This window comes from Rhodococcus sp. 114MFTsu3.1 (assembly GCF_000383555.1).
Taxonomy (GTDB): Bacteria; Actinomycetota; Actinomycetes; order Mycobacteriales; family Mycobacteriaceae; genus Rhodococcoides; species Rhodococcoides fascians_E.
On the sequence record NZ_KB911548.1, the window covers coordinates 126,805 to 139,792 of the forward strand.

Here is a 12,988-nt window from a genome sequence, read left to right on the forward strand (position 1 = left end):
CATTGCTTCAGGCAAGCCCTCTCGAGTACGGTCGAGTCATGCCAGTGAGGATCGAACGCTCGGGGCCCGTCACCACCGTCGTCCTGTCGAGGCCGGAGGCGAGAAACGCCGTCGACGGTCCCACTGCGGAGCAGTTGGTCAGCGCATTCGAGGAGTTCGACGCCGACGACTCGGCCGCAGTTGCGGTCCTGTGGGGCGAGGGCGGAACTTTTTGTTCCGGTGCAGACCTCAAAGCGCTCGGCACCGAACGCTCCAACCACGCCACCGAACACGGCGACGGACCGATGGGCCCGACGCGTATGCGCCTGTCCAAGCCCGTCATCGCCGCTGTCTCCGGGTACGCGGTTGCCGGCGGTCTCGAACTCGCTCTGTGGTGCGACCTCCGAATCATCGAGGACGACAGCACTTTCGGAGTCTTCTGCCGGAGGTGGGGCGTTCCGCTGATCGACGGCGGTACCGTGCGTCTTCCTCGGTTGATCGGCACGTCGCGCGCCATGGATCTGATCCTCACCGGTCGCGCCGTCGACGCCGAGGAAGCCCTCGCCATCGGTCTCGCCAACCGTGTCGTTCCCGTCGGGCGTGCCCGCTCCGAGGCCGAAGCACTCGCAGCGGAACTGGCCTTGCTGCCACAGACCTGCATGCGGGAGGATCGGTTGTCCCTGCTCGAGCAGGACGGACTCGACGAGGAGGCGGCCATCGTGAACGAATTCCGGCACGGCGCCATCTCGATGGCCGCAGATGCACTCAGCGGTGCACAGCACTTCGCGTCGGGCGCGGGAAGACACGGGCGTTGACTCCGGGCCGACTGTCCGTCGTCGACGAGATCTTCCTCAGAACACACAGGGGTTACGGCTTACCCATTGCACTGCAGGGTATTTGGCGTAGCGACGACGCGGTCGACCGAGTCGACTTCGCTGCCGTCCACGCCAACCTGAGTCTCGGACGTCTGGGCCGACGAATAGTCAGCCCCAGAGTTCCCGGCGCGCGTCGACGATGGGTCAAGGCGGCGCACTCCTATCCGCTGGCCTTCGAGCCCTCGCCGATCAAGACCTCCGACATCCTCGACTGGGCCGACCGACAGGCCGACGTGGACCTCGACCCGGAGTTCGGACCCGGTTGGCGGATGGCGGTGGCGACCACGGACGCCGGCGGCACCGTCATATCGTTGGCGTGTTCACACACCCTGGCCGACGCTGCCGGACTGGTGGCAGCAGCCGGAGTGGCGTTCGAAGGCACTGCACCTGAGCCTGCCCCACGCCGAACGTCGGATGTGATGGACGCGGTGTCTCTGGTGAGACGGGTGGCGCCGGCATCCGTGCGTGCCGCGGCACGATTGGCGTTCGAGAAGGCGTCTCGACGCGAGCTGACCCACTACCGTCAAGTGTCGCGAGCCGTGACGACACACGAGATCGTCTGCAGCAGCGCAACCTTCGACATCGAGGCAGTCCTGACAAACTCGGAGTTCATCTCCGTCGTCACGGAGATCGCCGCCGAACTGGGTGAGCCGCAACCGATCCGCATCAACGTTCCCTTTCGGACCACCGGAGGCGGCACGAACCGCATCGGAATGGCAACCCTGAACCTGTCGGTGACCGATACCGTCGACGGGATCAAGCAGGCCACCAAGAGCGCGTTCTCCCGTCCCGCCGGTGCTCCCGGTGGGTTTCCTGCCGAGGTGGTGCAACTGCTGTCCGATCGTCGTGCCGCTGCACTGACGGCGGCGCCCGGAACCGCTCGGGTGCTGTGCTCCAACATCGGCGACATCCCGGCGGCAGTGGCATCGATCGGCGGGCACCGCGCATCGAGCGTCGCGACGCGCGCTGTTCACCCACGAGCCGGACGTGCACGCACCACGACTGCGGTCTCGGCCTACGTGTCCTTCCTCGACAACCGTTCGACGCTGTCACTCGTCGGTACCGAGCCTCGATACGAGACTGTTCTCGGTGAGGTCGCGGCCCAGGTGTTGGCCCGGCGAGGTCTGAACGCCACGCCGTGGTGAACCACCGAGAATTTGGTGGTAGCAGGGGGTCGTCACGGCTCGTACCGGTCTACCGTGGTCGCTATGAGCGAGCACGACATCTACACGACGATCCAGCAGCTGGTGGCCACCGAGCACAAACTTCGGTCCGACACCCAGGCAGGCGACATCGATCCGGCAGACGAAAAGGCCGAGCTGACGAAGATCGAGCACGCACTCGACCAGTGCTGGGATCTGCTTCGGCAGCGCCGAGCGCGTCTGGACGCGGGGCTCGACCCGGACGACGCACAGGCAGGCAGCGTCGAGCAGGTGGAGCACTACCTCCAGTAGACCGCGTCAGACGAGCCTGTCGGTGATCCGATTGGGCAGGAACCGCAGCGCGACATCGATGCCCCGCCACTTCAGGCCGGGCAGCGCTGCGCGCCTCGGTTCCTTCTCGATTGCGCTGATCATCGCCGTCACGCCCTGGTCGAGGCTCGCCGTCAGCACGCTCTTGTCGCCGGCCTTCGCGGACATGTCCGTCTCGATGAAGCCCGGCAACAGCGTCGTGACGACGATGTCGGTGCCGGAGAGTTCGGTGGCCAAGGCGTCACCCAGCGCCGCAACGCCCGCCTTGCTCGCGGAGTAGACCGCCTTGGGGCCGGGAAGTCCGCGGTCGGCACTGACCGAGGACACGAGCACCAGGTGCCCGAACTTCTGCTTGCGGAAAATCTCCAGCGCTGCCTCGATCTGTGACAACGCGCCGACGAAATTGGTTCGGGCGGTGGCGAGATTGGCGTCGGCGCGGCCGGTACCTATCTTTGCGCCCTTGCCGAGCCCCGCGTTGACGACAACCCGATCCAGTCCACCGAGTTCGTCGTGCAACTCGCCGAACACCCGGCCCACGGCATCGTGGTCGGTCACGTCCAGCGCTCTGACGGCGACGGTGACGCCGGGGTTGGCCACGATCAGCTCGTCGCGAAGCGCCTCCAGCCGGTCCAGGCGTCGGGCACACAGGGCCAGATCCTTACCCTGCGCGGCGAATCGCTTGGCCATCTCCTCACCGAGCCCCGAGCTTGCACCGGTGATCAGAATCTTGTTCCGCATCGTCCCCATGCCCGAAGACCCTATGCCACTCTTGAAAGATGACCGTGAACACTACTGACGAATTCGACGTCATCGTCATCGGCGGGGGCCCCGTCGGCGAGAACGCCGCGAGCTACGCCATCGCAGGCAGCGACCGCACCGCGGTGATCGTCGAGCACGAACTCGTCGGCGGCGAGTGTTCCTACTGGGCGTGCATGCCCAGCAAGGCGTTGCTGCGGCCCAGCGAAGTGCTCACCACCGCACGCAACATGCCGGGGGTGAAGGAACTCGTCGGCGACCGCGGCCTCGATGTCGACGCCGTGCTGGCGCGTCGGGAATCCTTCACCCATTCCCTCGACGATTCCTCGCAGGTGTCGTGGGCCGAGTCCGCCGGGATCTCCGTGGTCCGCGGCCACGGCCGCATCACCGGAGACCGAACGGTCGACGTCGGCGGGCGCACCTTGACGGCCCGGCACGCCGTCGTCCTCGCGACCGGGACCACCGCGTCGGTTCCGGGCACCCCTGGCCTGCGTGACGCACTCCCCTGGACTTCCCGCGACGCCACCAACATTCACGAGATCCCCCACCGAGTCGCCGTCATCGGAGGCGGTGTGGTGGCGTCGGAAGCGGCGACGTGGCTGTTGTCGTTCGGCGCCGAGGTGACGATGATCGTGCGCGGCTCGGCCCTGCTGGCGAGCGCCGAACCCTTTGCGAGCGACCTCGTCGCCGACGCGCTTCGATCCCGCGGCGCGACGATACTGTTCGACGCCGACCTCACAGCCGTGTCGCGGCCGGACGCGTCGGACACGGGAATCGGCAGAATCCATGGTGGCGCAGCAGAATTGACGGTGAACGGCGAGACGATCGTCGTCGACGAGATCCTGGTCGCCGCAGGCCGCACGCCGGCGAGCGCCGACCTCGGTCTGTCGTCCATCGGGGTCGACGATCGAGGTTACGTCGACACCGACGACCACCTCCAGGTACCCGGTGTCCCCTGGCTCTATGCGGCAGGCGACATCAACGGTCGCGCGCCGCTGACCCACATGGGCAAATACCAAGCGCGCGTGGTCGGCGACGTCATCGCCGCCCGCGCCGACGGAAAGCCGTTGGACGGCAAGCGCTTCACCGCCTCGGCCGATCACGGACAGGTGCCGCAGGTGGTGTTCACCCCGCTGCAGGTCGCGTCCGTCGGTCTCACCGAGAAGCAGGCGCGTTCGGCGGACATCGACGTCGAAATCCTCGGGGTCGACATCGAGGTCGCGGGATCGTCGCTTCAGCAGGACGACTACTCCGGGCACGCTCAGTTGGTCGTCGACAGAGCGAAGGACATCGTGGTCGGCGCCACCTTCGTCGGACCCGGCGTCGACGAACTGGTCCACGCCGCCACCGTCGCCGTCGTCGGCAAGGTGACGCTCGACGACTTGTGGCACGCCGTACCGTCGTACCCCACGGTCAGCGAAGTCTGGCTGCGCCTCCTCGAATCACGGCGCGGTTAGGGTTCATCGCCCGTCGCGGAGTGGCTGAGCCCGTTTGACCTGCCGTGCCGCGTCGACGGCACGCAGTTCGACGGGCGATCCGACGACCACGGTTCCCACGCGGAGAATCCCGTCGGTGAGCGGCTCGGCGCGGAGTCCTCCGCGGCCGATCAGAGCCTTGCGCGAACCCTCGGCCGCCATGGTGTCCATCCACACGCAGGGATGCGCCGGCCTGCCGCCTCGAAATCTCACCGGACCGTCACCGGAATCGAGCTCGAATTCCTCACCGCGCAACGGATCGAGTTCCAGACCGCGTACGACGATGTTTCGCCTGGCCACCGCGGTGTCGGGCATCGAGATTCCGAGTGCGTCGCCGACGGCGTCCCACGCCTCGGCGGCCAGGAACGTCACCGCGGCTTCGGTGTGCGCTTTGACGCCGAAGAAGCGGTCACCGCGAATTCCCTTGTGCGCAACGATGTCCACCTGTTCGGGGAACTGCGTCGGCACCTCCTTCGCAGGTCCGTCCTTGGCGCGGCCGAAATACGCGTGGGCGGGCGAGACGAGCAGCTGCACCACATCGGCGCGGTACTGGAACTCCATGACCCCGATTGTCCATACTCCCCGATACTTACCCGTCGGTAAGATCTCCGCGTAGACTGCGTGTCATGCTCGCGAACACCAGAGTCACCACCGTGGACGGCGTCCTGCAGGGAAAGACCGTGGCTGACCTTGTCACGTGGCGGGGAATCCCTTATGCAGCTCCTCCGGTGGGCCCGCTCCGCCTGCGCGCACCACAGCCGGTAGCGCCCTGGACCGGAGTGCGGGACGCCACCGAATGGGGCAACGCCTCGGTCCAGCACAAGCGCGGAACCATGCTGTCGGTGAACAAGTACCAACCGTCGAGCGAGGACTGCCTCACCCTCAACGTTCTGGCTCCCGGACGCCGGAGCGTGGGGTCTCTGCCGGTCATGGTCTTCATCCACGGCGGCGCCTACACGCTGGGAACGTCGGCCACCCCGCTCTACGGCGGGGGCTCGTTGGTGCGTCGGGCGCTGAAGGACGGGGACGGAATCGTCTACGTGTCCATCAACTACCGCCTGGGCACGCTCGGTTACCTCGATTTCTCCCAGTTCTCGACACCGACCAGGCAATTCGACTCCAATCTCGGCTTGCGAGATCAGGTGGCCGCGCTCGAATGGGTGCAGCGCAACATCAGCGCGTTCGGTGGCGATCCGGACAACGTCACCGTCTTCGGCGAATCGGCCGGCGGCAACGCGGTGACGACTTTGTTGGCGACACCGTCGGCGAAGGGTTTGTTCGCACGGGCCATCGCAGAAAGTTCGGCTCCCGGACTCGTCGCCACCCAGGACCGAGCGACGGACTGGGCACGTCAGTTCGTCGAACTCCTCGGCGACGGAGGCAACGTAGCGAGCACCCTGGACAGCGCCGACGTGAAGACTCTCGGCAGCACGGGCTCGAAGCTGGCTCTGTCGGTCGTCAAGAGCACTCCCGGCCTCCATCCGTTCGGCCCGGTCGTCGACGGTGACTTTCTGCCGAAGAACCCGGTCGACGCCTGCGCCGACGGCACTGCCCACGCGGTTCCGCTGATCATCGGCACCAACGGACGCGAGGGCACGCTGTTCCCCAAGGTGCTCGACGCCCTCCCGACCAATCCGTCACGCATCGACACACTCTTCGCACTGACCGACCCTGCCGCGAAAGACGTTGTCCTCGAGGCGTACCCCGACTATCCGCAGGAATCGGCAGCGATCGACGTCGGAGGCGATTTCACGTTCTGGAAACCGTCCATCGAGGTCGCGGAAACACACTCGCGCAGGGCTCCGACCTACAGCTATCGATTCGATTTCGCGCCGCGGGTGATGAAGTGGCTCGGACTCGACGCCACACATGGATTCGAACTGTTCGCAGTGTTCGGAATCAACGAGACGTCGTTCGGCAAGTTGATGACCGTTCCCGGTGGACGACGCGCCTTCCAGGAGGTCACCGAACACGTCCAGTCGCAGTGGTTGGAGTTCGCGCGTACGGGCTCGCCGCTCCCGAGTTGGCCGAAGTACGACGAAAGTACGCGCGAGACACTCATTTTCGACACCAGAACCCGGGTCCAACGTGACCCGCGCAGCGATCGGCGACGGGCCTGGGAGGGCTACCGCGGTTACGCGAGCCAGAAGACCGAAGCGTCCGCTACTTGAGCAGGCGGGACATCCGACGATCCGCCAGGATCTTGCCGGATGTCTGGCACGTCGCGCAGTACTGGAAGGAACGTTCGGCGTAGGAGACCTCGCGGACGGTGTCCCCGCAGACCGGACACGGCAGACCCGCCCGGGCATGCACCCGCATTCCCGACCTCTTCTCGCCCTTGAGCCGGGCCGCATCCTGACCGGTCGACCTGGCGACGGCGTCCAGCAGCACCTCGCGCATCGCGGCGTACAGCACTCCGACCGACTCGGCATCGAGCTTGCCCGACGACGCGAACGGTGAAAGCTTGGCCACGTGGAGGATCTCGTCGGAGTAGGCGTTGCCGATCCCGGCCAGCATCGACTGGTCGACGAGAACCGTCTTCAGCCGAGCCGTCGTCCCCTTCAGGATGTCCGCGAATTCCGTTTCCGTGACGGCCAAGGCGTCGGGACCGAGGCGAGCGATGCCCGGCACTTCCTGCGGATCACGCACCACCCAGACTGCCAGCCGTTTCTTCGTGCCCGCTTCGGTGAGGTCGATGGCGGGGGTCAGCCCCTCCGGCGTGAAGAAGTGGACACGGAGCGCCAGCGGACCCTTCCCCGGTTTCGGCGGAGCCGCCGACGGGTTGTCCGTCCACCGAAGCCATCCGCCGCGGGACAGATGCGTGATCAGCCAGAGATCCCCTGCCTGGACAGCCAGGTGCTTGCCGAACCGCGCTGCGTCGGTCACGTCTCGTCCCTGCAACTCCGTGATGGGCGGATCGAACGTCTTGAGCACGCTCAGTGCGGCGATGTCGACACGACCGATCACAGCGCCGACGGCGTGCTCACGGAGGAAACCGGCGAGGGCTTCGACTTCGGGCAACTCGGGCATGGCGCAATTATGCGCTCGGCGCCGACACTTGCGCACCATCGACACAGCGCCGGTCGGGTGCTCGGCGCGGATCGACAGCACGGAGCGCATAATGTTCCACATGGTTTCCACCCCGTACGAAGATCTGCTGCGGCACGTACTCGCGACCGGCACCGCCAAGTCCGACCGCACCGGGACGGGCACGACCAGCGTCTTCGGCCACCAGATGCGGTTCGACCTCGCCGAGGGATTCCCGCTGATCACCACCAAACGGGTGCATCTGAAGTCGATCGTCTACGAATTGCTGTGGTTTCTCCGCGGCGACTCCAACGTGTCCTGGCTGCAGGAGCACGGCGTCACCATCTGGGACGAATGGGCAGCACCCGACGGTGAACTCGGTCCCGTCTACGGGGTCCAGTGGAGGTCGTGGCCGACACCGTCGGGCGAGCACATCGACCAGATCTCGGCTGCTCTCGACCTTCTGCGCTCGGATCCCGATTCGCGACGCAACATCGTTTCGTCGTGGAACGTCGGCGAGATTCCGCAGATGGCACTGCCGCCCTGCCATGCCTTCTTCCAGTTCTACGTCGCCGACGGCAAACTGTCCTGCCAGCTCTATCAGCGCAGCGCCGATCTGTTCCTCGGAGTTCCGTTCAACATCGCCAGCTACGCACTGCTGACGCACATGGTCGCTGCGCAGGTGGGCCTCGAAGTCGGCGACTTCGTGTGGACCGGCGGCGACTGCCACATCTACGACAACCACCGCGAGCAAGTTGCCGAGCAACTGAGCCGGGAACCGTTCCCGTACCCGAAACTGAAGCTTGCACAGCGTGATTCGATCTTCGACTACCAGTTCGAGGACATCGAGGTCGTCGGGTACCAGCACCACCCGTCCATCAAGGCGCCGGTCGCTGTATGAGCCCGACGACGGTGGGCGCCATCTGGGCACAGGCCCACGACGGAGTCATCGGCGACGGCACGACCATCCCGTGGCACATCCCCGAGGACATGGCTCACTTCCGCGAGATCACCCGCGGCCATCCCGTCGTCATGGGTCGTAGGACCTGGGATTCGCTGCCGGAACGATTTCGACCGCTGCCCGGTCGGCGCAACATCGTCGTCACCCGAGACCGCAGTTGGCACGCCGACGGAGCAGACACCGCCGGCAGCGTCGAGGACGCGCTCGCCCTCGTCGACGGTGAGGTCTGGATCATCGGCGGCGGCGAAATCTACCGCGCTGCACTGCCGTTCACGACACGGTTGGAAGTCACCGAGATCGACCTCTCGGTCGAGGGAGAAACTCGTGCACCGCACATTCCCGACGGCTGGGCGGCAACGCTCGGCGAGTGGCATGTCAGCGAGAAGAGCGGCCACCGCTTCCGCTGGAACCAGTACGGCAAGGCTTACCGAACTACCTGATTCACAGTGGATTTCGCTCCGATGCCCCTCACCGCGGCTGCGGTTGGGCCATACTGGGGCGCATGGACAAGAAGTCACTCACCGCCCTTGCCCGCCAGCAATTGAAGCTCGCCGTGGGCACGTCGAGTGGCCGCAGTTCGCAGACCGTCTACGGCGGGCACCAGCGTCACCTGCGCCAGACGGTCGTCGCGTTGGCTGCCGGGAACAAACTGGCCGAGCACGACCTGTCCGGTGAGTCGACCGTCCTCGTCATCAGCGGTCAGCTCACTCTGGTGAGCGGCGAGAAATCCTGGAAGGGCTCGGCAGGCGACCTCCTCGTCGTGCCGGATGCCCGCCACAGCGTCGAAGCAATCGAGGACGTCGCGTTCCTACTGACCGTCGCCGTCTAGTTCGGCATACTCTGCCGCGTCAGGACTCGCCTCGGGCAACCAGTACGGGGCAGTCCGCCGTGTGGATGAGGGCGTAGCTGGTCGAGCCCAGCAACATCCCGCGGAAACCACCGCGGCCGCGATTCCCGACGACGATCAGCGACGCTTGCTCGGACAACTGTGCGAGCACCCGCACCGGCCTGTCCTGCGCGACGACTCGCCTGACCTCGACATCGGGATACTTCTCCTGCCATCCGGCAAGGCTTTCCGCCAGAACCGCTTCCTCCGACGACGCGATGTCGTCCCACTGCAGTGGCACGGCCGACATCGGAGCGAGGGCCACGTCGGCCCATACATGCACCGCAACCAGGGGCGCACCGCGGTGCGACGCCTCGTCGAAGGCCGCTGCCACCGCTGCCTGGCCGACGGCGGACCCGTCGACTCCGACGACGACGGGCCCCGTTGTGGGCGGGCGTCCGTCGATACTGCGGCCCCGAACCACGACGACAGGGGACGACGCGTGGGCGGTGAGTGCAATGGCAGCAGATCCGAGCAGTCCGGAATCCGATTCGCCCAGCCCGCGTGCACCCAGGACGACGAGGGCGCTGTTCTCGGACTCGGACAGCAGAACGTCGACGACCGTTCCGTCCCGGGCCTCGGTCACAACGGACAACGCGGAGCCCTCGATGCTTTCACGCGCAAGGGTTTCCGCGGCGACGAGCCGAGAGCCGAACACGGCTCGAACGTCGTTGTCCTCGGGTAGATAGGAACGAAGGTCGACAGCGGCGACGATCCGCAGGGTGCAATCCCGATTGGACGCTGTCTGCGCGGCCCACACGACCGCCAGATCCGACGCTTCCGACCCGTCGATTCCGACGACGATGGTGCTGCTGCTCACGTGGCTGCCTCCGCTCGCTGTGCCGCCCCACACGATAGTCCACACCACGGGCGCATGCGGGTTCTCGAACGGCAAGTACCCTCTCTCCGGTTCTCCGAGAGCAATCATCGGAGAACCGGAGAGAGGGCGCCTTCCCACAGACCCCCCGGGGTCTCGTGCGAGCGTTCTAGGACGCGCGCAGTCTTGCTGCGTCCCGCGCACGAGCGCGAATCCGCAGTTGCTCGAAGGTGGTCGCCTGGACCTCCATGTCATCGAGGAAGTCGGACAGGATCCTGCGATTGCGGTCGGACGAATCCACGGCCGACCGATCGAAGATGCGCCACATCCGTACAGCGGGAAGGAGCACGTCGTCGAGATGCAGACGGAGATCGTAGATTCCGTCGCGGGCGAGCAGCATTGCGCTGCGCTCGAAACCGACGAGCCCACTCCCGGGCAGCTGAAAATTCATCAGAACCTCGGTGATCGCCTTGAGCGTCTGCGCCGGCGCAGACTCCAAAGCACCCGCGACGACGTCGGAGAAGAACGCCACGTGCCGCTCCTGATCGGCCACGATGCGCCCGAGCAGCTCCTCCGCCACCGGATCCGCGCACTCGACGGCCGTGTTGCGGTGGCTCACCATCGTCGCCATGACATCGATCGTGGAGTGGACGATCGAGCGAAGGAAGTTGTCGCCCTCCATCGACGACTCGATCCCGATGGTGGTGCACTGCACCCTCGCTCGGTCCAGCGCGACGGCGTCGACGCTCTTGGTGGCGACCAGGTATCGCTGGATCGCATCCGCATGTGAACGCTTCTCGTCGGACCAGACCGCGCTCCACTCGGCCCACGCAGGTGAACTCGTGAAGAGTTCCCGGGCCGGGTCGGCGAGCGCAGTGTTGTTGTGTGTGAGCAGCGTGGTGACGAGCGCGGCCTTCGCCGTCTCGGTCAGCGACGAGCGGCGCTGCCCCCAATACAGTTCCGGACGAACGTAGGCGCTCGGGTCCCACCTCTGCGCGGTACGTAGATGACGCTCGAGTCTCTGCTCGATCACTGGCTCGAGATCTCGAAGCAAGGTCGTTCGACCTGGTGCTCCGTTCACTGTCCCCACCCCCTCGTGATCGGATCCGATTCTCTGTGCCGACCACAGACTCCGATCGGCACACGACGACGCTAAGCCCACGATCGGCACCGTGAGTAGGTTCCCCGGATTGTTTAGGCAATGTCGCAACCCGAATCCGAGACGAGTTGAGAGCCTTCACAAATTTCTCCGTTGAAAGACTGGATAACGCGTTGATAACATCCTATGATCAAGTTTGTTAGGCGCCTGAAAACAAACTTCGGGTTCAGAATCGCCGGGGTTTCGGTCAAGTTTCCAACCATTTTTGCGTGGATGCGCAACAATACGCATCAGTAACTTTTTTTCGGACAGAGCTGAAGTTCCTACACGAAAGGCTGATCTGTGACCGCTCACAACACGACAAGCCTCGGAATCATGGTTGCCGGCCAGCCGGCGTCGGCGCCGCTCCGCGACTTCCGCGCTGTCGCGCGATTGCTGGTCGGCCACTTCGCGGCCAATACACCCTGCGGCTCGCTGCCCGGCGAACAACTGCACGGCGACGTCACCGAGTTCACCGTCAAATGCATCAGCATCGCTGTGCAGATGCTCGACGAACGACGCCCGCCCAACGAAAGCGACCTGGCAGAGCTCCGCGCCAAGGCCAGCCAGTGGGCACGCGAGGGCGTGCCGCTGGAATCGGTACTGACCGTGTACCACGAAGGAATTCAGATCGGCTGGAACCTGGTGTCCAAACGCGCAGGCGAAGGCGACACGAGCGATCTGATCGAAGCAGCACGGATGTTCGTCCTGCTGTCGGAGAAAGTCTCGATCGCCGCGTCGAAGAGCTACGTCGAGGAACTGCAGTCCGTCGCGAGCGAGCACCACACCGCCGCGCACACCCTCGTGTCCTCCTTGCTCAGCGGACACAACGCCGTCTCGATCGCTCGGCAGTCCGGCATCGAGCTCGCGGACAGCTACCTCGTCCTCGCTCTGTCCGTGCCGCCTCATCCCGACGAGAACGATCCGGCAATCCAACGCACCGTCGCTGCTCGCCGCAAGCTCCGGCGGGTCCAAGCCGAACTGGCCACCGTCTGCGGACGTAGCCCCCTGTCGATGCTCAGCACCGAAGGCGGCACCGTCCTCATTCCCGGCGTGCAGGACGAGGAATGGGTGGAAGCACTCGTGCACCGCCTCAGCACGGCCGCCGAAGTACAACTCACCGTCACCGCCGAACAAGCAGCCACCGCGGACATCCCGACGGCCGCGGACCAGGTGCACGAACTGCTTGCGCTCGCGCACCAACTCCACCGCCCGGCAGGGTTGTACCGGATGGACGATCTGGTTCTCGAGTACCAGCTGACGCGCCCAGGCCCAGGACGACGCCACCTCCGGCAGATCCTCGAACCGCTCGACGCGTCACCGGAACTGTTGGAAACGCTGGAGATCCACATCTCGCACGACCTCAACCGTCAGCGGTCCGCGCGGCAACTGCACTTGCACACCAATACGGTCGACTACCGCCTCAAGAGAATCGCGCAGCTCACCGGATTCGACCCGACACGGCCGTCGGGCATCCGCCATCTGCAGGCAGCTCTGGTCGCTCGCAGACTGGAAGCAGCACAGGGCGCTGCCTAGAACGTCCGTCGGCGACGCGGGGAATCATTTTCCACCGGCATGAGTTGAACCGATCGACAGTGTTCG

The 12,988-nt window shown here is 65.6% G+C and carries 14 protein-coding genes; 9 read left to right on the forward strand and 5 right to left on the reverse strand.

Annotated features, from left to right (window positions below; genetic code table 11):
• Nucleotides 1–38: 38 nt before the first annotated feature.
• The 3 genes from H292_RS0110860 (at nucleotide 39) to H292_RS0110870 (ending at nucleotide 2,308) form a co-directional block, all read left to right on the forward strand.
• Complete coding sequence (locus H292_RS0110860; RefSeq protein WP_027498754.1) at nucleotides 39–794, forward strand: crotonase/enoyl-CoA hydratase family protein; 756 nt, start codon at nucleotides 39–41, stop codon at nucleotides 792–794.
• Nucleotides 791–1,999 (forward strand): hypothetical protein, encoded by a 1,209-nt coding sequence (locus H292_RS0110865; protein WP_020111449.1) that lies wholly within the window; start codon nucleotides 791–793, stop codon nucleotides 1,997–1,999. The genes H292_RS0110860 and H292_RS0110865 overlap by 4 nt, the downstream gene beginning before the upstream one ends.
• Before the next feature lie 63 nt (nucleotides 2,000–2,062).
• Entirely contained in the window at nucleotides 2,063–2,308 is a 246-nt protein-coding gene (locus H292_RS0110870; RefSeq protein WP_019664454.1) for a DUF2630 family protein, read from the forward strand.
• Between the two features lie 6 nt (nucleotides 2,309–2,314).
• Here the strand turns inward: H292_RS0110870 and H292_RS0110875 are convergent, their stop codons facing one another.
• The gene (locus H292_RS0110875; protein WP_019664453.1) at nucleotides 2,315–3,073 is read right to left on the reverse strand and encodes an SDR family oxidoreductase; all 759 of its coding nucleotides are present in this window, start codon (nucleotides 3,071–3,073) and stop codon (nucleotides 2,315–2,317) included.
• Nucleotides 3,074–3,102: 29 nt separating this feature from the next.
• On the opposite strand from H292_RS0110875, the gene H292_RS0110880 reads away from it, so the two are divergent.
• Entirely contained in the window at nucleotides 3,103–4,539 is a 1,437-nt protein-coding gene (locus tag H292_RS0110880; RefSeq protein WP_020111450.1) for a dihydrolipoyl dehydrogenase family protein, read from the forward strand.
• Nucleotides 4,540–4,542: 3 nt separating this feature from the next.
• Here the strand turns inward: H292_RS0110880 and H292_RS0110885 are convergent, their stop codons facing one another.
• Entirely contained in the window at nucleotides 4,543–5,118 is a 576-nt protein-coding gene (locus H292_RS0110885; protein ID WP_019664451.1) for a hypothetical protein, read from the reverse strand.
• 65 nt (nucleotides 5,119–5,183) lie between these two features.
• Here H292_RS0110885 and H292_RS0110890 point away from each other — a divergent pair, with 65 nt between their 5' ends.
• Nucleotides 5,184–6,728 carry a carboxylesterase/lipase family protein gene (locus tag H292_RS0110890; protein ID WP_020111451.1) on the forward strand — a complete coding sequence of 515 codons (1,545 nt, stop codon included), beginning with the start codon at nucleotides 5,184–5,186 and terminating at the stop codon, nucleotides 6,726–6,728.
• On the opposite strand, the gene H292_RS0110895 is transcribed toward H292_RS0110890, so the two are convergent.
• Nucleotides 6,721–7,587: an Fpg/Nei family DNA glycosylase gene (locus H292_RS0110895; protein WP_026347676.1), complete on the reverse strand. Its 867-nt coding sequence runs from the start codon at nucleotides 7,585–7,587 to the stop codon at nucleotides 6,721–6,723. The two genes, H292_RS0110890 and H292_RS0110895, sit on opposite strands and share 8 nt — an antisense overlap.
• A gap of 91 nt (nucleotides 7,588–7,678) precedes the next feature.
• Here H292_RS0110895 and H292_RS0110900 point away from each other — a divergent pair, with 91 nt between their 5' ends.
• The 3 genes from H292_RS0110900 (at nucleotide 7,679) to H292_RS0110910 (ending at nucleotide 9,374) form a co-directional block, all read left to right on the forward strand.
• The gene (locus tag H292_RS0110900) at nucleotides 7,679–8,485 is read left to right on the forward strand and encodes a thymidylate synthase (protein WP_020111453.1); all 807 of its coding nucleotides are present in this window, start codon (nucleotides 7,679–7,681) and stop codon (nucleotides 8,483–8,485) included.
• Entirely contained in the window at nucleotides 8,482–8,985 is a 504-nt protein-coding gene (locus H292_RS0110905) for a dihydrofolate reductase (RefSeq protein WP_020111454.1), read from the forward strand. Before H292_RS0110900 ends, H292_RS0110905 begins: the two co-directional genes overlap by 4 nt.
• Before the next feature lie 62 nt (nucleotides 8,986–9,047).
• Nucleotides 9,048–9,374 carry a cupin domain-containing protein gene (locus H292_RS0110910; protein WP_019664446.1) on the forward strand — a complete coding sequence of 109 codons (327 nt, stop codon included), beginning with the start codon at nucleotides 9,048–9,050 and terminating at the stop codon, nucleotides 9,372–9,374.
• Nucleotides 9,375–9,393: 19 nt separating this feature from the next.
• Here the strand turns inward: H292_RS0110910 and H292_RS0110915 are convergent, their stop codons facing one another.
• Together H292_RS0110915 and H292_RS0110920 are read right to left on the reverse strand one after the other, a co-directional pair.
• Nucleotides 9,394–10,251: a universal stress protein gene (locus H292_RS0110915; protein WP_027498755.1), complete on the reverse strand. Its 858-nt coding sequence runs from the start codon at nucleotides 10,249–10,251 to the stop codon at nucleotides 9,394–9,396.
• A gap of 166 nt (nucleotides 10,252–10,417) precedes the next feature.
• Complete coding sequence (locus H292_RS0110920; protein WP_373454666.1) at nucleotides 10,418–11,338, reverse strand: acyl-ACP desaturase; 921 nt, start codon at nucleotides 11,336–11,338, stop codon at nucleotides 10,418–10,420.
• A gap of 351 nt (nucleotides 11,339–11,689) precedes the next feature.
• On the opposite strand from H292_RS0110920, the gene H292_RS0110925 reads away from it, so the two are divergent.
• Nucleotides 11,690–12,922 (forward strand): PucR family transcriptional regulator, encoded by a 1,233-nt coding sequence (locus H292_RS0110925; RefSeq protein ID WP_019664443.1) that lies wholly within the window; start codon nucleotides 11,690–11,692, stop codon nucleotides 12,920–12,922.
• Nucleotides 12,923–12,988: the final 66 nt, after the last annotated feature.